The 20,975-nt window shown below is 63.4% G+C and carries 25 protein-coding genes; 12 read left to right on the forward strand and 13 right to left on the reverse strand.

Features of this window, described 5'->3' with window-relative positions; translation table 11 throughout:
- Nucleotides 1-14 precede the first annotated feature (14 nt).
- Both JMJ54_RS07555 and JMJ54_RS07560 read right to left on the reverse strand, forming a co-directional pair.
- Nucleotides 15-878 (reverse strand): C40 family peptidase, encoded by an 864-nt coding sequence (locus tag JMJ54_RS07555; protein WP_203537397.1) that lies wholly within the window; start codon nt 876-878, stop codon nt 15-17.
- Nucleotides 879-1,103: 225 nt separating this feature from the next.
- Nucleotides 1,104-1,691, reverse strand: a complete 588-nt coding sequence (locus JMJ54_RS07560) for a hypothetical protein (protein WP_203537399.1) — start codon at nt 1,689-1,691, stop codon at nt 1,104-1,106.
- A gap of 355 nt (nt 1,692-2,046) precedes the next feature.
- Between JMJ54_RS07560 and JMJ54_RS07565 the strand changes: the two genes are divergently transcribed.
- Nucleotides 2,047-3,732 (forward strand): ABC1 kinase family protein, encoded by a 1,686-nt coding sequence (locus tag JMJ54_RS07565; protein WP_203537401.1) that lies wholly within the window; start codon nt 2,047-2,049, stop codon nt 3,730-3,732.
- Here JMJ54_RS07565 and JMJ54_RS07570 read toward each other — a convergent pair.
- From JMJ54_RS07570 to JMJ54_RS07580, 3 genes are all read right to left on the reverse strand, one after another.
- Nucleotides 3,729-4,298, reverse strand: a complete 570-nt coding sequence (locus JMJ54_RS07570) for a pirin family protein (RefSeq protein WP_203537403.1) — start codon at nt 4,296-4,298, stop codon at nt 3,729-3,731. The two genes, JMJ54_RS07565 and JMJ54_RS07570, sit on opposite strands and share 4 nt — an antisense overlap.
- Nucleotides 4,299-4,311: 13 nt before the next feature.
- Nucleotides 4,312-4,536: a hypothetical protein gene (locus JMJ54_RS07575; protein ID WP_203537405.1), complete on the reverse strand. Its 225-nt coding sequence runs from the start codon at nt 4,534-4,536 to the stop codon at nt 4,312-4,314.
- 120 nt (nt 4,537-4,656) lie between these two features.
- Nucleotides 4,657-5,268: an FMN-dependent NADH-azoreductase gene (locus JMJ54_RS07580; RefSeq protein ID WP_203537407.1), complete on the reverse strand. Its 612-nt coding sequence runs from the start codon at nt 5,266-5,268 to the stop codon at nt 4,657-4,659.
- Nucleotides 5,269-5,413: 145 nt separating this feature from the next.
- Here JMJ54_RS07580 and JMJ54_RS07585 point away from each other — a divergent pair, with 145 nt between their 5' ends.
- A complete protein-coding gene (locus JMJ54_RS07585; RefSeq protein WP_203537409.1) occupies nt 5,414-6,334 on the forward strand; it encodes a LysR substrate-binding domain-containing protein in 921 nt (306 codons plus the stop codon).
- Nucleotides 6,335-6,389: 55 nt separating this feature from the next.
- Here the strand turns inward: JMJ54_RS07585 and JMJ54_RS07590 are convergent, their stop codons facing one another.
- From JMJ54_RS07590 to JMJ54_RS07600, 3 genes are read right to left on the reverse strand one after another with little or no spacing between them, the layout of a single operon-like run.
- Nucleotides 6,390-7,139, reverse strand: a complete 750-nt coding sequence (locus JMJ54_RS07590; protein WP_203537411.1) for a basic amino acid ABC transporter substrate-binding protein — start codon at nt 7,137-7,139, stop codon at nt 6,390-6,392.
- 59 nt (nt 7,140-7,198) lie between these two features.
- Entirely contained in the window at nt 7,199-7,648 is a 450-nt protein-coding gene (locus JMJ54_RS07595; protein WP_203537413.1) for a SufE family protein, read from the reverse strand.
- Nucleotides 7,645-8,868 carry an aminotransferase class V-fold PLP-dependent enzyme gene (locus tag JMJ54_RS07600; RefSeq protein WP_203537415.1) on the reverse strand — a complete coding sequence of 408 codons (1,224 nt, stop codon included), beginning with the start codon at nt 8,866-8,868 and terminating at the stop codon, nt 7,645-7,647. Before JMJ54_RS07600 ends, JMJ54_RS07595 begins: the two co-directional genes overlap by 4 nt.
- A gap of 57 nt (nt 8,869-8,925) precedes the next feature.
- Between JMJ54_RS07600 and nudB the strand changes: the two genes are divergently transcribed.
- Nucleotides 8,926-9,408 carry a dihydroneopterin triphosphate diphosphatase gene (gene nudB, locus JMJ54_RS07605; RefSeq protein ID WP_203537416.1) on the forward strand — a complete coding sequence of 161 codons (483 nt, stop codon included), beginning with the start codon at nt 8,926-8,928 and terminating at the stop codon, nt 9,406-9,408.
- Here the strand turns inward: nudB and JMJ54_RS07610 are convergent.
- On the reverse strand, nt 9,366-9,572 hold the full coding sequence (locus JMJ54_RS07610; RefSeq protein WP_203537418.1) for a hypothetical protein: 207 nt from the start codon (nt 9,570-9,572) through the stop codon (nt 9,366-9,368). The two genes, nudB and JMJ54_RS07610, sit on opposite strands and share 43 nt — an antisense overlap.
- A 167-nt stretch (nt 9,573-9,739) precedes the next feature.
- Here JMJ54_RS07610 and JMJ54_RS19415 point away from each other — a divergent pair, with 167 nt between their 5' ends.
- Nucleotides 9,740-9,868, forward strand: coding sequence for a hypothetical protein (locus JMJ54_RS19415; protein WP_275411071.1), 129 nt, complete (start codon nt 9,740-9,742; stop codon nt 9,866-9,868).
- A gap of 128 nt (nt 9,869-9,996) precedes the next feature.
- On the opposite strand, the gene JMJ54_RS07615 is transcribed toward JMJ54_RS19415, so the two are convergent.
- From JMJ54_RS07615 to pyk, 3 genes are read right to left on the reverse strand one after another with little or no spacing between them, the layout of a single operon-like run.
- Complete coding sequence (locus tag JMJ54_RS07615) at nt 9,997-10,914, reverse strand: AEC family transporter (protein WP_203537420.1); 918 nt, start codon at nt 10,912-10,914, stop codon at nt 9,997-9,999.
- Nucleotides 10,915-10,920: 6 nt separating this feature from the next.
- On the reverse strand, nt 10,921-11,655 hold the full coding sequence (locus tag JMJ54_RS07620) for a TSUP family transporter (protein WP_203537422.1): 735 nt from the start codon (nt 11,653-11,655) through the stop codon (nt 10,921-10,923).
- 1 nt (nt 11,656) lies between these two features.
- Complete coding sequence (gene pyk / locus JMJ54_RS07625; RefSeq protein WP_203537424.1) at nt 11,657-13,072, reverse strand: pyruvate kinase; 1,416 nt, start codon at nt 13,070-13,072, stop codon at nt 11,657-11,659.
- A gap of 471 nt (nt 13,073-13,543) precedes the next feature.
- Between pyk and JMJ54_RS07630 the strand changes: the two genes are divergently transcribed.
- Together JMJ54_RS07630 and clsB are read left to right on the forward strand one after the other, a co-directional pair.
- Nucleotides 13,544-14,296 (forward strand): endonuclease/exonuclease/phosphatase family protein, encoded by a 753-nt coding sequence (locus tag JMJ54_RS07630; protein WP_203537426.1) that lies wholly within the window; start codon nt 13,544-13,546, stop codon nt 14,294-14,296.
- Nucleotides 14,293-15,456 (forward strand): cardiolipin synthase ClsB, encoded by a 1,164-nt coding sequence (clsB, locus tag JMJ54_RS07635; protein ID WP_203537428.1) that lies wholly within the window; start codon nt 14,293-14,295, stop codon nt 15,454-15,456. Before JMJ54_RS07630 ends, clsB begins: the two co-directional genes overlap by 4 nt.
- Before the next feature lie 58 nt (nt 15,457-15,514).
- On the opposite strand, the gene JMJ54_RS07640 is transcribed toward clsB, so the two are convergent.
- Entirely contained in the window at nt 15,515-16,321 is an 807-nt protein-coding gene (locus JMJ54_RS07640; RefSeq protein ID WP_203537430.1) for an RNA methyltransferase, read from the reverse strand.
- A 152-nt stretch (nt 16,322-16,473) separates the two neighbouring features.
- Here JMJ54_RS07640 and JMJ54_RS07645 point away from each other — a divergent pair, with 152 nt between their 5' ends.
- The 6 genes from JMJ54_RS07645 to JMJ54_RS07670 all read left to right on the forward strand — a co-directional run.
- Complete coding sequence (locus tag JMJ54_RS07645; protein ID WP_203537432.1) at nt 16,474-17,259, forward strand: inositol monophosphatase family protein; 786 nt, start codon at nt 16,474-16,476, stop codon at nt 17,257-17,259.
- The gene (locus JMJ54_RS07650; RefSeq protein ID WP_203537434.1) at nt 17,259-17,687 is read left to right on the forward strand and encodes a DUF3293 domain-containing protein; all 429 of its coding nucleotides are present in this window, start codon (nt 17,259-17,261) and stop codon (nt 17,685-17,687) included. The genes JMJ54_RS07645 and JMJ54_RS07650 overlap by 1 nt, the downstream gene beginning before the upstream one ends.
- 169 nt (nt 17,688-17,856) lie before the next feature.
- Nucleotides 17,857-18,744 carry an HlyD family secretion protein gene (locus JMJ54_RS07655; protein WP_308437986.1) on the forward strand — a complete coding sequence of 296 codons (888 nt, stop codon included), beginning with the start codon at nt 17,857-17,859 and terminating at the stop codon, nt 18,742-18,744.
- Nucleotides 18,741-19,664, forward strand: coding sequence for an ABC transporter ATP-binding protein (locus tag JMJ54_RS07660; protein ID WP_203537437.1), 924 nt, complete (start codon nt 18,741-18,743; stop codon nt 19,662-19,664). The genes JMJ54_RS07655 and JMJ54_RS07660 overlap by 4 nt, the downstream gene beginning before the upstream one ends.
- Nucleotides 19,661-20,797, forward strand: coding sequence for an ABC transporter permease (locus tag JMJ54_RS07665; protein ID WP_203537439.1), 1,137 nt, complete (start codon nt 19,661-19,663; stop codon nt 20,795-20,797). The genes JMJ54_RS07660 and JMJ54_RS07665 overlap by 4 nt, the downstream gene beginning before the upstream one ends.
- The coding region (locus tag JMJ54_RS07670; RefSeq protein WP_203537441.1) for a hypothetical protein at nt 20,790-20,975 on the forward strand (186 nt) is incomplete at its 3' end. The genes JMJ54_RS07665 and JMJ54_RS07670, both read left to right, overlap by 8 nt.

Genomic DNA, 20,975 nt, shown 5'->3' on the forward strand with positions numbered 1-20,975 from the left:
GTCGCTGGCGCGAATCAGTGCTTCTTGGTCGTCGTACTCTTGGTCGTTTTGCTGCTCTTGCCCGACGAAGTGGCGGACGATTTCTTGCTGCTCGTCTTGTCGGTCGATTTCGTCGACTTGGCCGCGCTGCTCTTGGTGGACGATTTGGTGCCGACCTTGCTCGTCGATTTGGTGCTTGCCGGTTTGGCGGTTGCGCTGCGCGAGCAGACCGTGGTCGTCTTCTTGTGCTTGCCCTTGCCGGTCGTGACCTTGCGGCAGTTCTGCTCAGACGCGGCTGCCACCTGGACGGCGCCCTGTTTGCGCGTCTTGGGGTTGCCGGCCGAAGCCAGCAGTGTCGTCATGTTGACGCCGTTGCCCGAAGCGCCGGCGATGCGTCGCGCACCGTTCCAGCGTTGCTGCCAGTAGGACTGCTGGATGTTCGAGACTTCGACGCTCTTGCCGGCGCGCGGCGAGTGGATGAAGCGATTGTCGCCAAGGTAGATGCCGACGTGCGAAAAAGCCCGGCCCAGCGTGTTGAAGAACACCAGGTCGCCGGGCTTGAGGTCTTCCTTGTCGATCGACTTGCCGGTCTGGGACATCGACAGCGACGTGCGCGGCAGCGTGATGTTGAGCGAGTTCTGGAATACGTAGCGGATGAAGCCGCTGCAATCGAGCCCTTCCTCCGGGGTGTTGCCGCCCCAGCTGTAACGGACGCCGATCAGGCTCATGGCCTGCAGCAGCAGTTCTTGCGCGGCGGCCTGGTTGTCGCCAGCGTCATCCTTCGACGATTTGCTCCAGCTGCCGGTGTCCGCCGGCGGCTCGTCGGCGCGCGCGGTTGGCAGCAGGGCAGAGAGGCAGGCGCTGACGAACAGCGCAGCAGGAATTCGGGACCATTTCATAAGGCGGGAATGTATCGGGTGACCATGTGAACCGGCGTCGGATTTTGCGCGATTCGCGGCGGGGCCGCGTCGGCGTGAAAACGTACGCGTGTACATTCCGGTTCGTCGGGTTTTGCAAGCGATTGCATCTTGCTTGCAGGTTCTAAGTCAGCTTTGCCAAGCGTACTGACTGCGTTACAACGAAGCGCAAACTGTACCAGCCAATTGGGGCTATGTGCAGCAATCTTACACATCGAGGACGGGGAGCGTCGGGGGAAGCATGCCGGCATTTTTGAGTCGGGAATTCGCTTTACGTGCTGTCTGATGTAGGGTGGGCGTAATAGGTTCCCGTGGATTGGCTTTCACCACATCGGCACCGTCGCGGTGACTCGCGTGGCTGCCGCTGCACTCGTCCTGCACTGCTGCTGACCGGGTTGGCATGGTCCGATCGGTATTGAACGCCAGGATGTCCCGGTAGTACTGCCCGGTCGGGGCGCCGGGGCAGGTGCACCGGATCAGCGCCCGGACGTCGTTGCGGATTGTGCCGTGCGCCAGATCGTGGGCGCTGATTCGCAGCATTTTGGCGCTGGCCTTGCGTACCGCCGCAGTGGGAGACCTGAGCGTTCTGGAGGCGATGCTTCGCAATTGGCGAGCGGTGTTTTCCAGGTCGCTCCAGGAGGCAACAAGGTGGCGGTCCAGCGTGATCAGGGCGGCACACTGCTCGGTCAGTGCTTGCCGACGCCGGGTTGCGAGGGTGCGCCGCGGCAAGGGAAGTGGCAGTCGGGCCGTCAGGCGTGCGAAGCGAGAGGGCTCGGTCAGGATTGGGGCGGACATGTTCGATCTACAGCAAGTGAATGGTTGGCGTGGTCGGGCGATTTGCGGGGCAAGGGCAAAGTGCGTTTTCGGGTGTTGCCGCAGGTACCGGCAAAGCGGTGGAGCGGCGAGGTGTAGGGGCGCCGGCTTGCCATCTTGATCCGGCGGGGGCAATTATCGGATGGTTGCGTATATTGGCCTACGTAGCTTTTTACTACCGTCCGGCTGTTTTTTCAGGGGAAGGGGCTGGCTCGTCGCAATGCGCACCCACTTGGGGGGCTGAGCGGCGGCGGCCTGTAATCAGGCGTGTTGCCGGGCGTGCCGCCAAAGGCGTGTGACGAGTCGGGTATTCAGAACAGGCAGGGAGAATTCAGGCGTGTTGAAAGAAACATTCTCGGTCATGCGCGATTTGCCGCGCGTACGGGAAATCATCTCGGTCATGGTGCGGCACGGATTGGGGAATCTGGTTCATCGGCTCGGCCTTGCCAAGGGGCTGGAGCGCGGCGCCGACCTCCTGCATTTGCCCGGCGATCACGAGATCGAGGCGCTGGACGCACCGGTACGCGTTCGTCGCGTGCTCGAGGAGCTGGGGCCGACGTTCATCAAGCTCGGCCAGGTATTCGCGACGCGTGTCGACGTGTTTCCGCCCGAGTGGATTGCCGAGTTCGAAATGCTGCAAAGCAACGTCCCCTCGTTGCCGTTCGCGCAAATCCTGCCCGAACTGACGGAGATCCTTGGCTGCGACCCACACGAGGTGTTCACCGATCTCGATCCGTCACCGATCGGTTCGGCGTCGATCGCGCAGGTGCATCGTGCCAAGCTCAAGGACGGCCGTGACGTGGTGCTGAAACTGCGCCGCCCCGGCATTACCGCCAAGATCGAAGCCGATCTGCGCATCCTGGCGCACATCGCCGGGTTGATGGAGTTCGAGTTCCCCGAAACGCGCCGCTACCAGCCACGCAAGATTGCCGAGGAGTTCACCCGTTCGCTGCGGCGCGAGCTCAACCTGTCGTCCGAGGCGCGCAATCAGGAGCGCTTTGCGCAGAATTTTGCCGGCAGTGTCGAGATCCACATTCCGCAGCTGCACTGGGCGTATACATCCGAGCGGCTGAACGTGCAGGAGTGGATCGGCGGTGTGGCCGGCAACGACCTCGGGACGGTCGATGCGGCCGGGCTCGATCGCAAGGTGCTGGCGGCGCGCGGTGCCGATGCGGTGCTGAAGATGGTGCTGATCGACGGTTACTTTCACGCAGATCCGCACCCGGGCAACGTCAAGTATCTGCCGGACAACCAGATCGCCTTCCTCGATTTCGGCATGGTCGGCCGACTGCCGCACCCGCGCCGCGACCAGATCGTCGATCTGCTGGCGGCGCTGGCCGAACGGGACGAGCACGGCATCCTCAATGTCTTGCTGGAATGGACCGGTGATGTCGTGGTCGACGAAGAGCAACTCGCCGCCGATATTGCCGAGTTCATGTTCAACTACGAGAACCTGCCGCTCAAGGACATCCGTTTCGGCGCGCTGCTGAACGATATCGCCAGCCTGATGCGCGAGCACGAGATCACGCTGCCGGCCGATCTGACGCTGCTGTTCAAGGCGCTGGTGACGCTCGAAGGACTCGGGCGCCAGCTCGATCCGGATTTCCAGATGGTGCCGCACCTGACGCCGTTCGTGCGCGAGGTGATTCTGGCGCGCTTTCAGCCCAAGGCGCTGTACAAGAAGGGCAAGGACGGACTGTACGAGGCCTTCCATCTGGTCGCCGGCCTGCCGCGCGACATCGGCAAGCTGATCAAGCAGGCGCGGCGCGGCAATCTGCGCGTCGATCTGGACCTGAAGCGACTGGACCGCTTCGGCAGTCAGCTGGCCAAGAGCGCCAACCGCCTGACGATGGGCATCGTCACCGGTGCGCTGATCATCGGTTCGTCGATCGTGATGACGGTGAAAACGGGGCCGATGCTGTTCGGTCTGCCGGCTTTCGGCTTCCTCGGCTTCCTGATCGCGTTCTTCAACACCGTGTGGCTGGTGTTCTCGATCTGGGTGTCGGGCAAGGACGAACGCTAGCCGGCGTGCGGCGAGAGCCACACCAGTGCGTGGCTGCGACGGCTGGCGTACAGCGTCGCCGCACCGGCCAGTGCGTACTCGTCGCCGGCCGGCATCGGCGTGCCATCCGCTTGCAGTTCGCCGGAAAGGACGATGATCCGGGTGGCGTGATCGCAAGGGGCGGTCCAGCCGATGCCGGTGTCCAGTCGCAGGTCGATCAGCGCGCCGGGCCAGGGTAGTGGCGAGGCACAGGTGTTGATGCTGCCTGCCAGCAGCCGGGTTCGCGTGCCCGGCGCAATCACCACCGGAATCTGCGTTTTGCACAGCCGTTGCGCGCCGGTGGTCGGTGTGGCGATCTGGATGCCGCGGACGGTGCTGCCGGCTTCGATGCGCGGTGCCAGCGCCTGCGGGCCGACGTACAGGCCGCCCGGATAGAGTGCTTCGTCGTGGTCGAGCAGCAGCCGGCCGTTCGAGCCTTCAAGCAGATAGATCAGGCTGGGAATGGCGCATGGTGGGCGGGTCTCGTCGAACAAACGCCAGGTCGCTTGGGCCTGGCGTGAGTCGAAGCGCGCTTCGGAGGTGGGCATGATCGCTTCCCGTTCAGCCTGCCGCCGAGCCCGGGCCGGCCTGTTTGTGCAGCCATTCGAGCCGGTCTTGCGGGGCGCCGTTGTTGTGATCTGCAGCATAGCCGGACTGTGCCACGGCGGTGCTGCCGGTGAAGTTGGCGCGGCTGCCGTCGAACTGGGTCGGCATTGCGTCGGCGCTGGCCAGTTGCGACAGGCTCAGCAGGCCGCCGACGGCGGCAAGGGTCAACAGCTTTTTCATGGTGTTTGCTCCAGTGGTTGCGCGTGGTGGGCGCGTTGGGCCGGACGCCGGATTGGCGCCGGCCGGTTTCGGCCTCGTGGGCCTTTTGTATTCAGTTACTGCTTGCGTTGCGTGTGGCGGTCAGGCCAGTGCGGCGATTTCCTTTTCCGCGGCGGCGAGCGATTCGCTCTTCACCGCCTCGCCCATGCCCATGCCTTCGGCGCGGACAAAGCGGACATTGGTGATGCCGAAGAAGCCGAACACGGTCTTCAGGTAGCTTTCCTGATGGTCCAGGGCGCGCATTGCGTCGCTGGTCGAGTAGAAGCCGCCACGGGTCGATGCGACGATCACGGTCTTGTCGCCGGCGAGGCCGACCGGGCCGCTTTCGGTGTACTTGAAGGTGCGGCCGGCCTGGGCGACGCGGTCGATCCACGCCTTGAGCTGGCTCGGCACCGAGAAGTTGTACATCGGTGCGCCAACGACAACGACGTCGGCGGCGAGGAACTGCTGCAGGAGCGCTTCGGTGCGCTGGTTTTCGGCACGCTGCACGTCGGTCAGCTGTTCGGCATCGAGACCGAGGCGGAAACCGAGCGAGTCGAGCGACAGGTGGGTCGGTGCTTCCTGCGCGAGGTCGAGGTAATCGACGGTCGTACCCGGGTTCTTGGCAACCCATTCGCGAGCGATGCGGGCGGTCAGTTGGCGCGAAACCGAGTTGTCGGCAAGAACGCTGGAATCGATGTGCAGCAGCTTCATGGTGGGGCTCTCCTGTTGGTGTCGGGTCGCGTTGATGCGATGGACGTATTGTGTCCCTGCATCGAATGAGCGATAAGCCGGCAAAAATGCGATACATTGTCCTGTTGGTGGGACAATCAAGAGGCCCGATGCCGGGCGGGATGCGATGCTTGATCTGAACGACATGCTTTTCTTTGCCGAAGTCGCCGGACAGGGCGGGTTCAGTGCGGCGAGCCGCACTCTGGGCATTCCCAAGTCACGCCTGTCCCGGCGCGTGGCCGAGCTTGAAACCAGGCTCGGTGTGCGGCTGCTGCAGCGGACGACGCGCAAGTTGTCGCTGACCGATGCCGGCGAGCGTTACTACCGTCACTGTCTGGCGATCCGCGACGAGGCCAGAGCCGCCGAGGAGGCCGTGCAGGAGATCCAGAGCGAGCCGCGTGGCACGCTCAAGGTCAGTTGCCCGGTGACGCTGGCGCAATGGTCGCTGGCACCGCTGCTCGGCGAATTCATGGCGCGCTATCCCCAGGTGCGCGTCAATCTGATGATCGCCAACCGGGCGGTTGACGTGATCGAAGAGGGTGTCGATGTTGCGCTGAGGGTGCGTCCGGCCCTGCAGGACAGTGCGACCCTCGTCGTCAAGCGGCTCGGTGTGAGCCGTACGGTGCTGGTCGCGAGTCCCGAACAATTGCTGCGGCAGGGGCAACCGAGCGCGCCCGAAGAACTGTCGTGGCTGGATACGGTGGCGCTGGGCGAGAACGATGGCCGCACGCAATGGCCGCTGCTCGGGCCGGGTGGTGCCGAGTATGCGTTCAGCCATTATCCGCGGCTGGTGGCCGAGGACCTGCAAACGCTGCGCACTGCGTCGGCCGGTGGTGTCGGCATGGCGCTGCTGCCTGACTTCATGTGCCGTGACGAGCTGAAGTCCGGCGCGCTGGTACAAGTGCTGCCGGACTGGTCGCCCCAGCCGGGTATTGTCCATGCCGTCTACCCGAGCCGTCGCGGCCTGTTGCCGGCGGTGCGTGCGCTGCTGGATTTTCTGGGCGAGCGGATGTGCGATGAAGTGGCTGCCCGCTACATGCGGGACTGAGCACGATAAAAAAAACCCGGCAATGCCGGGTTTTCTGATGGGGTCTGGATCGTGCTTACTTGCCGAAGTACTTGTTGTAGATCGTCTGGTAGCTGCCGTCCGCCTTGATGGCGCCGAGCCCCTTGTTGATCTGGTCGAGCAACTGCTTGTTGCCCTTGCGCACGGCGATGCCGTAGTACTCCTTCTTGAAGCCCTTGTCGTCGACCAGCTTGAACTTCGCGCCCGGGTTGTTCTTCAGGTAGTTCTTGACCACGGCGTTGTCGCCGATCACGGCCTGCAGGCCGCCGTCGCGCAGTTCCTGTACGGCCAGGGTGATGCTTTCGTAGCGGCGGATGTTCGGCGAGGTCTTGCCGAAGGCGTCCTGCGCAACGATGTCGCCGGTGGTGCCGGTCTGCACGCCGATCTTCTTTCCCTTGAGGTCGGCCATCGACGCGATCTTGCTGCCTTCCGGCACGACGATCAGCTGTTGCGCCTCAAAATAGGGCTGGCTGAAATCCATGGTCTTCTGGCGATCCGGCGTGATCGTGATGGCCGATGCCGCGATGTCGATGTCACCGTTGTTCAGGCTCATGAACAGGCCTTCCCAAGGTGTATTGACCATCTTGATGTCGAGACCGGTTTTTTTGCCGATGGCGGCGATGATGTCGGCATCGAAACCGACGACTTCGCGCTTCTGGTTCAGCGATTCGAACGGGGCGAAGGTGGCTTCGGCGCCGGCGGTATAGGTGCGGGCCGAGGCGGTGGCCGGCGCAATCACGCAGGCGCAAGCAATCAGGGTGGCAATCAGCGAACGGGCGGATTTCATTGGACTGGGTTTCCTTCTTCAGATTGTGGGGAAAGCATCTTCGCGTTGTCAGTTCCGCGTCAATGCGAGAATTCCGCAATCGCTTCGCGAATCATTCTGGACATCGCACGCAGGCCGTTGCCGCGCGAGGTGGTCAGAAAACGCTGCAGGCCGAGCGAGACGAGCCATGCCTCGAAGTCGAAACCGGCCAGTTCGGCGGGCGTGTGGCCGTGATAGGCCGTCAACAGCAGCGCCAGCAAGCCCTTGACGATGCGCGAGTCGCTGTCGGCTGCAGCGAGCAGCCGGCCCTCCTGCCGGCCAATGACGAGCCACGCGGTGCTCTCGCAGCCGGCGACGCGGTGTTCATCGGTACGGAGCGCGTCGGGCAGGGGCGGCAGTTCGCGCGCCAGCTGAACCAGTAGCCGGTTCTTTGCTTCCCAGCCAGCGGCGGCCTCAAGTCGTTGAGCCAGTGCGTCGCGATCGATGCGGGTGCCGAACGGATGATCGAACGGCGGCGGGTAGCTGCTCATGCCAGTTGTTCCAGCGTGGTGGCCAGCGCAGCGAGGGTGGCGTCGACGTCGGCCTCGGTGTTGTAGGCCGCGAACGAGGCCCGCAGGCTGCCATTCAGCCCCAGCGCCTGATGCAGCGGACCTGCACAATGCTGGCCGACGCGGACGGCGACGCCGTAGCCGTCGAGGAACTGTGCAACGTCGTACGGGTGCAGTCCGTCGAAGGCCAGCGCGGTGATCGGGCCGCGTGGCGCGCTGGCGCTCAGCACGCGGATGCAGTCCAGTTGGACCAGCCCGGCTTCGAAGCGTTCGCGCAGCGCCAGTTCGTGCCGGAGCAGGGTGTCGCGATCATGCCCTGCCAGCCAGTCCATGGCAGCGGCAAGGCCGACCGCCTGTGCAATCGGCGGCGTGCCGGCTTCGAAGCGAAAGGGCGGTTCGGCAAAGGTCGTGCCGTCAAACGACACGCGGTCGATCATCTCGCCACCGGCCTGCCAGGGTGGCATTTTCGCCAGCAGTTCTCGACGCGCCCACAGCACGCCAACGCCGGTTGGCCCATACAGCTTGTGACCGGAAAAGGCATAGAAATCGGCGCCGAGCGCCTGTAGGTCGACGCCACCGTGGGCAATCCCCTGGGCGCCGTCGATCATCACCAGTGCGCCCACCGCCTTGGCCGCGGCAATCATCGGTGCGAGCGGCGGCAGTACGCCGGTCGCGTTGGAGCATTGCGTCAGGCCAACCAGCCGGATGGCCGGGGTCAGCAAGGACAGAAAGGCACGCTGGTCGATCGTGCCGTCGGCGTCGAGCGGGATCGGCTTGACGATGGCGCCGGTGGCCTGCGCCACGAGCTGCCACGGCACGATGTTGGCGTGGTGCTCCAGCGTCGACAGCAGGATCACGTCGCCGGGACGCAGATGCGCGCGCCCCCAGCTGTGCGCGGCCAGGTTGATGGCTTCGGTCGTGCCGCGGGTGAACAACACCTCATCCGGGTGGGCCGCGTTCAGGTGTGCGGCAATCCGGGTGCGCGCGCCCTCGAAGGCATCGGTTGCAGCGCTGCCGAGCCGGTGCGCGGCGCGGTGAATGTTGGCGTTGGCCGTCTCGTAGAAACGGCGCTCGGCGTCGAGCACGGCCAACGGCTTTTGCGTCGTCGCTGCGTTGTCGAGGTAGATCAGGTCCGGGTGATGCCGGAAGACCGGAAATTCGTCGCGGATGCGGGCGGCGGAAAAGGGCACGTTCATCGGCATCGGCTGCTCGTGATTGAAGGAGGGGGTGGAAGCGGACGGCGATTGTATAATGCCGCCATGACCTACAAACAACCGGTTTCCGTCCTCGTGGTGATTCACACGCCCGGGCTCAAGGTGCTTCTGATCGAACGGCGCGACTTCGCCGAGGCCTGGCAGTCAGTGACCGGCAGTCGCGATGGGGACGAGACGCTGACCGATACCGCCCGGCGCGAGGTCTTCGAGGAGACCGGGATCGATGCCACCGGGTACGCCCTGACCGACTGGCGTCACACTAACGAATACGAAATTTTCCCGGTCTGGCGCCATCGATACGCACCGGGCGTCACCTGCAACACCGAGCACGTGTTTTCGCTGCAGGTGCCGTCCGAATTGCCGGTGACGCTGTCGCCGTCCGAGCATGTCCGCTATCGCTGGGTCGACTGGGCGCAGGCGGCAGACATGGTGTTCTCGCCATCGAATGCCGAAGCCATCCGCGCGTTGCCGGCGAAAAGCGCCGACTATCTGGCGATGTCGTCGTCGGGCGGGCGATCCGGGTCGTAAAGGTCGCTGGCCTCCGGATCGAACGGTTTTTGCAGATCGACATCGATCCGGTGGGCCACTGGTGGTTTGCCGGCCGTCGTGGTTGCCGGTTTGCGCCGTTCGTCCTTGCGCACACCGAGCTGCATGTGCAATCCGTCTACCGGCTGTTTCTCTTCATAAACCATGGTGCGTCCTGTTGACGTGCGTTGGCTTGAAAACAGATCTCAGCTTAGTAGAGCTGTTCGACATGACACGAGGCCGAATGTTCGAAACGCCACCGGTTTGATCTGGCGCAAGGGGCGGGCTGCATGTGAGCGGCATGATGGACCCAGTTACCTCACTGGAGCGCATCATGAGCCAAGCCGGAACCCCGCGTATCGAAAGCAAGCCAATGCCGATTGCAACGCTGCTCAAGTTCAATGCGCCACTGATTGCCTGCGTGGTCATGCTCTTGGCCTACGCCGTAGGCGCATTCGGCTGAGTTGATCCGAACGCTACCCGAACGGCCCACCTTGTTACAGGTGGGCCGTTTGCATTTCACTGCGGCAGTCGCTGTCGGGTGGATGCTTTGGGCCTGTGCAGCGATAGCCACCCTAGGGGGTTATCGCCTTAACTATGGGGCAGCAACAAGATCAGTGGCATCGTGATTGCCGCAAGCGCGGTCTGTACCGTGATGATGCCGGCCGCCAGCCGGTGGTCGCCACCGAGCAGTTTGGCCATGATGTATGCAGATGGCGTGCATGGTAAGGCGTTGAACAACACGATCGTGGTCAGTGCCGGGCCGCTCAGTCCGAGCGCAATGCCGAACCACAGCGTCAGCAATGGTACCAGCAGCAGTTTGACCAGCGTCGATTGCAACACCGGCCCGCGTGCGCTTCGTGCCGCCTCGACGTCGAGCCCGGCACCGACGGCGAGCAGACCCAAAGGCAATGAAGCGCTGCCAAGTATGGTCAGCATCTGGTCGGCCACCGACGGCAGGCTTAGTCCGCTGAAGTTGAATAGCGCGCCAAGCAACACGGCGCTGATCACCGGATTCTTCACCAGCGCTTTGGCCAGGAGCCTGAACGATGGCGTGCCGCCGTTGCCGTAGCGCACCAGGATGATGATCGAGGCGACGTTGAGTAGCGGAATCGCCACGGCGATGCTGATCGACGTCAGCGTCAGCCCGGTGCTGCCGAACATCGCGGCCGCGGCGGCGACGCCGACATAGGTGTTTGGCCGCAGCGCACCCTGGATCACCGAGGAAAAAACACTGCCGGGCTGCTTGCTCCAAGCACGCCAGGCGTACAGCAACAGCGCCCCGATGCCGACCGCGCCCAGCAAGGCCACGGCAATCGGCCTAACCGGAAACTGAGCCAGGTTTGCCTTGGCCACTTGGCTGAACATCAGCGCCGGAAACAGATAGAAGTAGTTGAGCTGCTCGCACGGCAGCCAGAACGTCTCCGCCAGCAGTTGGCGCTGGCGGAGCACGAAGCCCATGACAATCAGAAGAAAGATCGGCGCCAGCGCGACAAGAATACTGTGCATGGCGGCTCAGAACTGCGCTTTGAGCAGGACTGCAACGCCATAAATGGCGATGAACACGGTGATGCCTCTCTCGTAAACCGACGTGCTGGCGCGCTTGAACAGCAGATTGCCGGCCAAGACGTAAGCGAGCGCTGCTACCGGGGCCACGGCGAGGCCCTGCCACGACAGCGCGGCCGGGCGCAGCAGTGCAAGCGTCGCCAGCTGGATCAGCCCGAACAGCAGGTAATAGCGTGCGATCGTGGTGCGGATCGCCAGCTTGTCCTGATGCAGGTTGCTGGCGTAGAGCGCCAGCAAGGCACCGCCCATATTGGTCAGCCCGTGCAGCGTGCCCATCAGCGCGACATAGCCGGCCTGCCAGCGGCCGAGCACCTGCCGCAGCCGCCGTTGCAGTGGTCGCCAGTAGCGCAGGGCCGCGGCGGCAAGCATGGTCAGGCCGATCCACACATCGATCTGGGCCTTCCAGTTCAGCCGGATCAGCACGCTCAGTGCGACCAGGATGATCGCCGCGCACAACGCCATATTGCGCAGGTCACGGCCCGACCACGGCTGTTGCCGGCCGGCGACGACCTGGATTGACGAGATCAGTACCGACGACGGCAGCAGCAGCCCCAGCACGGCGGTGAAGTCGACGCCGAGCAGCAGCAGCGTCGGTGTGCCGAACACCAGGATGCCCATCCCGAACAGCGACTGCACCACTGCGAGCAGCGCAATCAGCAATACATGCAGCGATATCGCGTCCATCTCAGGCCTCCACCGTAGCTCGCCAGCCTTGCTCGGTCGCCAACTGGCCGATCTGCACCGTATGCAGCTGGTTGAGCGAGGACAGCGCGTTGTCGCTGGCCGCCTGGGCGACCAGCACGATGTCCTGTTCGTCGAGCAGGCCTTGCTGCCACAATGCCTGCAGCGCGATGGTGCTGGCGCGCTCGCTACCGACTTGCAGCGCCGGCAGGTGGATGCCGACGCTGCCGGGCAGCAGCTGCCAGGCGCGGGCCAGCGCCGGATCGCTGCCAACAATGAAGATCGGTTGCGGAATTCCGGCCATCGCCACCAGTCGTGCGGCGTAGCCGGTACGCGACAGTACGACGACCTTGGTGATCGGCAGCGTCGTCGCCAGCGCCTGGGTCGCGGCACGCAGGTCGGCTGGCGCGTAGGCATTGCCGGCACGCTGCTGCTGATGCGACTCGGCCAGCGTGACAATGCTGCGCAATCTGGCCACCGCCTCGACCGGGAACTTGCCGACCGCGGTTTCGCCCGACAGCATCACTGCGGTCGCGCCGTCGATCACCGCGTTGGTGACGTCGCTGATCTCGGCCTTGGTCGGCAGCGGGTTCTCGATCATGCTGTGCAGCAGCTCGGTGGCGACGATGACCGGTTTGCCGTGGGTACGGGCCGCGGCAATGATGCGCTTCTGGTAGAGCGACACGTGATCGACGCTGGTTTCGACCGACAGGTCGCCCCGGTCGATCATGATGATGTCGGTGGCCTGGGCGATTTCCTCAAGATGGTCGAGACCGCCCTGGTTTTCGACCTTGGCGACGATCTGCGGCGTGTTGCCGGCGATCAGTCCGCGTATCGCTTCGACGTGCGCGGCGCTCTCGACAAAGCTGATGCCGACGAAATCGACGCCGTGCTGGCGGGCGAAATCAATCATGTCCCGGTCGCGCTGGGTCACCAGATGCTGGCCCAGATCGATTTCCGGCACGTTGATGCCCTTGCGGCTCTTCAGCGTGCCGGCGTTTTCTGCCCTCAGGTGCACGTCGCGTCCGTCGATCCTGTCGACAATGAACGAGAGCGTGCCGTCGTCGGCGTACACCCGCACGCCGGTGCGCAGCTTTTCGTGGAACACGTCGTAGTTCACCGGCACCTTCTGGCTGCCATCGTGGCTGGTGTCGGTGGTCAGGATGACGATGTCGCCGGCCAGGAATGACGGTTCGACCCGCAACTGTGTCGTACGGATCTTTCGGCCGGGAATGTCGAGCAGCACCGGTACATCCGGGACCGTCTCGCGAAGTAGCTGGATGGTGGCGGCATGCCAGTCGAGCGTGCCATGCGAGCCGTTCAGTCGGGCGACGGTCATGCCGGCCTGCCGCAGCGCGCTGAGTGTAGCGGGGTTGTTTGAAACCGGACCGATTGTAGCGACGACACTGGTTTTGGACATTTTCGCACCACCTGCGTTGAGGGTTTGTTGCGAAAATATGAATAAATTCTTACTTTGCGTGAAATATTTAGTTGTTGCTTGTTAATTCTTTTTGTTCATAAAAATAGAAATTTATATTCTTTTGTAAGTATATGGTGCGTGCTGAACTTGCGACGACCTTGATCCGGAGTGGCCGGCTCCGCACGGGGCATCAAGGGGCCGTTGGAGTGTGCATGCGGGCAAGGGCATGGGTAGACGTGGCGCTCGGCGAGGTGTTGGGCACGAGTGAACGCTGGATTCTCGGTTCTCGCTGTCGGTGCCGTTGTCCGGCAGGTGGGCTTTGACCTCGGACAGCAGGCGCCTGAGCAACGGGAAAAGCGACGAAAAATCATCCGAAATCGCGTGGTAAGCTATTGACTCACAAGTGTCGGGGTGACGCGTTCCGACGCCAGATCCTTGAGACGACTTGTTGATCAATTCGACGATTTCAAAGTGAACAAGCTGAAGATTGCCTCGTACAACATCCACAAGGGGCTGTCGGTTTTCAACCGGCGGCTGGTGGTGCACGAGGTTCGTCATGCGCTGAAAACGCTGTCGCCAGACCTGGTTTTTTTGCAGGAAGTGCAGGGCGAGCATCGCTCGCATGCGCATCGCTTCGATGCCTGGCCGGGCATAGCGCAGCATCTCTATCTCGCAGGCGAAGGGCTGACCGCTGCGTACGGGCGCAACGCCAACTACCAGCACGGTCATCACGGCAATGCGGTGCTGTCACGTTTCCCGATCCGCAATTCCTACAACCATGACCTGACGCTGCACCGTTTCGAGCAGCGTGGTCTGCTGCATTGCCAGCTCGATTTGCCGGGCTGGAGTCAGCCGCTGCATGCGCTGTGCGTGCATCTGAATCTGCTCGGGTATGACCGGCGCCGGCAACTGGCGATGCTGGTCGACGTGATCGGCGAGCGCATCCCCCAGAACGCGCCATTGGTATTGGCGGGTGACTTCAACGACTGGCGTCGTGAATCGACGCGATTGCTCGGCCATGAGCTGGGGCTGGTCGAGGCGTTCGAGTCCTTGCATGGCAGTTCGGCGCGCAGTTTTCCGGCGCGCATGCCCGTGCTGTCGCTCGACCGGGTTTATGTGCGCGGTTTCCAGATCGAAGTGGCCGATGTGCTGAGCGGCGAGCCGTGGTCGGCGTTGTCGGACCATGCGCCGCTGTATACCGTTTTGCATCGAGGGCAGGTATGACGGGTTTCGTACGGGGTAATCAGCTGACCCTGCTGTACAACGGCGCCGACTTTTTCCCGGCGCTGATTGCCGCCATCGATGCGGCGAAGTACGAAATCTATCTGGAAAGCTACCTGTTCGAAATCGATGTGGTCGGTACGGCGGTCGCCGAGGCGCTGATGCGTGCCGCCCGCCGTGGCGTGCAGGTGTCGCTGCAGATCGACGGCTTCGGCGCCCGGCATTTTCCGGTCGAATGGCGGCAGAAGCTGGCGGCAGCGGGCGTGCGGCAACTGTTCTTCCGGCCCGAAGTGGCGCCGTTCTCGCTGGACCGCCAGCGCCTGCGCCGGTTGCACCGCAAGCTGACGGTGGTTGACGGGCAGGTCGGTTTCATCGGCGGCATCAACATCCTCAGCGACATCGATTCGGTCGAGCTGGCGCCGCGCTACGACTATGCCGTCCGCGTGCAGGGGCCGCTGGTGGCGCAGATGCGCGAAACGACCAACCGCGTCTGGCGGCATACCGCGTGGGTGCAGCTGGTGCCCGAGTGGGCGAAGACGCTGCCGGCGCCACCCAAACCGTCGAAAGCCGGCAAGAGCCTGGCCAAGCTGGTGATCCGGGACAATTTCCGCAACCGGCATGCGATCGAGCAGGAGTACCTGCGGGCGATCGAAACGGCGCATTCGGAAATTGTCATCGCCAACGCCTACTTCCTGCCGGGTTACCGTTTCCGGCATGCACTGCTGCGGGCGGCCGAACGGGGTGTCAACGTGGTGCTGCTGTTGCAGGGGCGGGTCGACCATGCCTTGCTGCACTATGCGAGCCGCGGTTTCTATCGCCGTTTTCTCAAGGCCGGCGTCGACATTTACGAGTATCGCGAGGGCTTCATGCATGCCAAGGTGGCGGTCATCGACCGCTACTGGGCAACGGTGGGGTCAAGCAACATCGATCCGTTCAGTCTGCTGCTGGCGCGCGAGGCCAACATCATCGTCCGTGATCACGGATTGGCGACGGCGTTGCGCAACGATCTGCACGCAAGGCTGGAGAACGACTCGGCCCCGATCCTGCTGGCCGATCTGCGCCGTGGCCGCTGGCTGTTCCGCATCCTGCCGTGGATTTCGCACGGCATCGTCCGGGTGCTGATGGCCATCAGTGGCTACGGTGGCCGGCGTTATCTCGAATAGCGCCCGCTACCGCGGGACGAAAAAAAAACGGGGCCATTGGCCCCGTTGTTCATTGCGCTCACTGATCGTCAGTGCTCGTTTTCTTGCGATCAAACTCGAGCGTGGCCCGCAAAATGCCGCGCAGGATGTCGACTTCTTCCTGCTCGAGGCCGATGCGCTGGTACATGCGGCGCAGTCGCGGCATGAGGCGCTTGGGCGCCTTCGGTCGCAGGAAGCCGATGGTGGTCAGTGTTTCTTCCAGATGCTGGTAAAACAGCTCGATGTATTCGTGGCTGGCCAGCGTGCGCTGCTCTTCGAGGTAGCTGACGTCGTCGAGCAGGCTGGCGCGCAACTCGTAGCACAGCACCTGCACGGCCTGCGCCAGATTGAGGCTGGAGTAGTCCGGATTGGTCGGGATGGTCACCCGGCGGTTGCAGAGCTGGAGTTCGTCGATGGTCAGGCCGCTCATCTCGGTACCGAACACCAGGGCGATTTCGCCACCGTGCTGCGCTTCGGCAATCAGCTCGGGGACCAGCTGTCGCGGCGTCTGCAGCGGTTGGGCCAGTTCGCGCCGGCGTGCTGTCATCGCCACCTGCAGCGTCGTGCCGGCCAGGGCTTCGGCCATCGAGCCGACGACGACGGCGTTGTCGAGCAGATCGTGTGCGTTCGAAGCCAGCGATACGGCGACCTCGGACGGAAACTCCTTCGGGTTGACGAGATAGAGTCGCGTCAGCCCCATGGTCTTCATCGCCCGGGCGGCCGAGCCGATATTGCCGGGGTGCGAGGTGTGCGACAGGATGACGCGAAAGCGCGAAAGCCGTTGATTGGCTTCGAGGTTGGCGTCCTGCTGGGACGTGGGGGCGCTGCTGGAAGTATTGGGATTCATGGCAGATGCGGTTACAATGGGAGCCGATTTTCGATCTTTTCAAGCGGATCCGGCGCTGGCGCCAGATTCAGACAATTTGCATCGCGTTGCTTTGACTGGCCTTTCGGCCCGCGTTCCCGTTGATCCGCTGACGAACCGTACAGGAACCCGCAATGCATCCGATGCTCAACACGGCCGTTCGTGCCGCCCGCCGCGCCGCCTCCGTCATCCAGCGCGCGTCGAACAATCTCGATCTGATTCAGCCGGAAAAGAAGGGCCACAACGATTTCGTTTCCGAAGTCGACCGTGCCGCCGAACAGGCCATCATCGAGACCATCCTCGAAGCCTATCCGACGCATGCGATCATCGCCGAAGAGTCCGGTGCGCGTGGCAACTCGGAATACGTGTGGATCATCGATCCGCTCGATGGTACCACCAACTTCCTGCACGGTTTCCCGCAATACGCGGTGTCGATTGCGCTGGAGCATCGCGGCGTGATCACCCAGGCCGTGGTTTACGACCCGAACCGCAACGATCTGTTTACGGCCACGCGTGGCGTCGGCGCCTTCCTGAACGATCGCCGCATCCGCGTTTCCAAGGTGCGCGACCTGTCCGATGCACTGGTCGGTACCGGCTTCCCGTACACCAAGTTCGACAATCTTGATGCCTACATGGCGATCTTCCGTGACATGGCGCAAAAGGCCGCCGGCGTTCGCCGCCCGGGCGCTGCCGCGCTGGATCTGGCTTATGTCGCTTGCGGCCGTTTCGACGGCTTCTTCGAGTTCGACCTGAAGCTGGTCGATATCGCCGCCGGTACCCTGCTGGTTCAGGAGGCCGGTGGTCTGGTGACCGACTTTGCCGGTGAGGAGAAATTCCTCGAGTCGGGTGACGTACTTTGCGGTACGCCGCGCGTCTTCGGCCAGATGCTGCAACTGATCAAGCAGCACGACATCAAGTAATGGATGCGGCCGAGCGCCAGCGCCTCGATGCAGCCTATCGCGCCACGCGTTATGTGGTGCCGGCGCTGCGGCTGGGCTTGCGCATCGGCCGGCATCACTCCGATCTCGACGCCGTGCTCCTGCAGTACGGCGTTGTTGCGTGGGCCTTTGTCTCGGCGGCGAATCCGCGTTCGGTTGCGCTGTGCGAGCACGAGAATCGCGCGCGGCACCAGAATCTGCTCGATGCCTTGCGGTGGTGCAGCCTCGTCTGCTTCGAGGGTGCCGGCGAGCCGCTGCTGCCGGGCTGGGCGCCGGAGCCCTCCGTCCTGGTGCTCGGCCTGTCGCAGGCCGACGCAGTCCGGTTGGGGTGCGAGTTTGATCAGCATGCTGTGGTCTGCGGCGTGCTGAGTAGCCCTGCGGTGTTGTGCTGGTGCGATGCCGGCGTCTAGTTTGATTCGACGTTTTTCCTTCCGTGCACTATTGAGCAGTATCAAGGCCGTCATCGTCGCAATTGGGCGATAACGGGGATATTGATTGCGCCTTCGTTCCGGGGTGGACGTCATGCGTGCGCGGTGGTGTGTCCTTGTCTCTCTGTGGCTGGCTGCGTGTAGCGACCGGGTGCCCGACGTATTCCAAGGGTATGTCGAGGGCGAGTTCGTCCAGCTGGCGGCGTCGCAGTCGGGGCGGCTGGACCGGTTGATGGTGCAGCGTGGTCAGCAACTGGCGCGCGATGCGGCGCTGTTTGCGCTCGATGCCGTCGACGAAAAGGCGGCGCAGCAACAGGCACAACGCCTGCTCGATGCCGCAGCGGCGCAGCTTGCCGACTTGCAGACTGGCAAGCGCCCGCAGGAAATCAATGTGACCCGCGCACAGCTTGATCAGGCCGCGGCGCAGGCCCGCAAATCCCGCTTGCAGATGGGGCGGGATGAAGCCCAGTTCCGTAGCGGTTTCGTATCGCAGGCACGACTCGACGAGAGCAGGGCGCAAGCCGAGGCGGACGCGGCGCGGGTGCTGGAGTTGCAGCGTCAGCTCGATGTGGCGCGCCTGCCGGGCCGGGATGAGCAGATCAGGGCGCAATCGGCGCAAGTCGGTGCGGCCAGGGCTGCGCTGGCACAGGCGGATTGGCAGCTTGAGCAGAAATCGGTGCGCGCCCCGGCTGCCGGGTTGGTCTTCGATACGATGTATCGCGAAGGTGAATGGGTGCTGGCCGGTAGCCCGGTGGTCCGGATGCTGCCGCCGGGCAATATCAAGGTGCGTTTTTTCGTGCCCGAGTCGCGCCTGGGTGCCGTCCGTGTCGGTCAGCATGTGCAGTTGACGTGTGACGGTTGTGCGAAACCGGTCACGGCAACGGTGTCTTATATATCTCCGCGTGCCGAGTACACGCCGCCGGTCATCTTCAGCAACGAAACGCGCGCCAAGCTGGTGTTCATGATCGAGGCCTTGCCGGATCAGGCAGTGGCGGCCGCGCTGCATCCGGGGCAACCGGTGACGGTGGCTGTGCGATGAATGAGGCGCTGGCCATCGATATTACCGGTCTGACCAAACGGTTCGGCGATCGGCTGGTGGTCGACGATGTGGCATTGCAGGTCAGGCAGGGCGAGATCTTCGGTTTCCTCGGCCCGAATGGTAGTGGCAAGACGACGACGATCCGGATGGTGTGCGGTCTGCTGACGCCCGATGCTGGCGAGGGGCGCTGTCTCGGTTTCGATATTCGCCGCGAGCGCGAGGCGATCAAGCGCCGGGTCGGCTACATGACGCAGCGCTTCTCGTTCTGGGATGACCTGACGATCCGCGAGAACCTCGATTTCATCGCGCGGGTCTACGGCCTGAGCGGGCGTCGCGCCAGGGTGGACGCCTCGCTCGATCAGCTCGGGCTCGCCACGCGTGCGGGTCAGCTGGCCGGGGCTTTGTCCGGCGGCTGGAAGCAGCGGCTGGCCCTGGCCGCCTGCATGCTGCACGAGCCCGAGCTCCTGTTGCTGGATGAGCCGACCGCGGGGGTCGATCCCGCGGCGCGGCGCGATTTCTGGGAGGAGCTGCACCGGCTGGCTGCGCGCGGGGTCTCGGTGCTGGTGAGCACGCACTATATGGATGAGGCGGAGCGTTGCCACAAGCTCGCGTACATTGCCTACGGGCGCTTGCTGGCGCAGGGTACGGCGGCCGAAATCGTTGCCGGACAGAAGCTGTCGACCTGGCAGGTCCGCGGTCCGGACCTGACCGGGCTGGCGCAGCGCTTGCGTGGGCAGCCCGGCATTGATCAGACCGTTGCATTCGGCGATGCGATGCACGTCAGCGGGAGTGAGCCGGTCACGCTGGAGGCCACGTTGCGGCGTGAGTTGCTTGTGGCGGATTATGAGTGCCGGCCGGTCGAGACGGGGCTGGAAGACGTATTCATACATATGATGTCCCAGGTACGGAGTGGGGTATGAGCTGGCGGGCGGCGCTGGGTCGCTGGTGGGGCATCGTGCTCAAGGAGTTCCTGCAGCTGCGTCGGGACCGGATCACCTTCGGCATGATCGTCGGCTTGCCGATCGTCCAGCTGACGCTATTCGGCTATGCAATCAACAGCGATCCGAAGCAGATGCCGACGGCGGTCGTGATGGCCGATCACAGCGAGTTCACCCGCAGCTACGTCGCGGCGATGCGCAACTCGGACTATTTCAGGGTTGTCGGCGAATTGCCGGATGAGGTGCGGGCGCGTGCGGCGCTGGCGCGCGGAGATGTGTTGTTTGTTCTTAATGTGCCGGCCGGATTTACACGCTCGCTGCTGCGGGGCGAGCGGCCGGCGCTGCTGGTCGAAGCCGACGCCACCGATCCGATGGCGACGTCGGTTGCACTTGCTGCTGTCCAGCAACTGGCCGAGTCGGTGGCGGACAAGGATCTGCGCGGTGCGCTGGCGCCGTTGGCCGGCGGCAAGCCGGCGTTCGAGGTGCGCGTGCACCGTTTATATAATCCCGAGGGCAATACCCAGTTCAATACCGTGCCGGGTCTGATGGGCGTCATTCTGACCATGACCATGGTGATGATGACCGGGCTGGCAATGACACGCGAACGCGAGCGCGGGACGATGGAAAACCTGCTGGCGACGCCGGTGCGGCCGATCGAGGTCATGACCGGCAAGATCGTGCCCTATGTGGCGATCGGGCTGGTGCAGGCAAGCATCATCCTGCTGGCGGCGCGTTATGTGTTTGGAGTGCCGTTTGCCGGGAGCCTGCTCGCGGTTTACGTCTCGGCGCTGGTGTTCATCGCGGCCAACCTCGCCGTCGGCATCACGCTGTCGTCATTGGCGCAGAACCAGTTGCAGGCAATGCAGCTGACGATGTTCTACTTTCTCCCGAACATGCTGCTGTCCGGCTTCATGTTCCCGTTTCAGGGGATGCCGGGTTGGGCGCAGATCATAGGTAGTGCGCTGCCGCTGACGCATTTCAACCGGTTGATCCGCGGCATCCTGCTCAAGGGCAACGGCTGGGCCGAACTTTGGCCCAATATCTGGCCCTTGCTGCTGTTTACGGCGTTGGTGATGCTGGTTGCCGTACGCTTTTATCGGCGCACACTTGATTGATGCTGGGGCGGTGGGTTTTGGTGTTGAAAAATTTCACTTTCCGATCAACGGTTTATCGGTTCGGCGTGAAATTTGTTCGGGCGGGGTGTTGACGGGGGAAGGGGAAGTGCTTAAAGTTGCGTTCTCTGCTGATGACGCAGCGAAAGAAACGAAGCGAAACCCGCCGAGTTTACCGAGC

The organism is Jeongeupia naejangsanensis (genome assembly GCF_016865585.1).
Classification (GTDB): Bacteria; Pseudomonadota; Gammaproteobacteria; order Burkholderiales; family Chitinibacteraceae; genus Jeongeupia; species Jeongeupia naejangsanensis.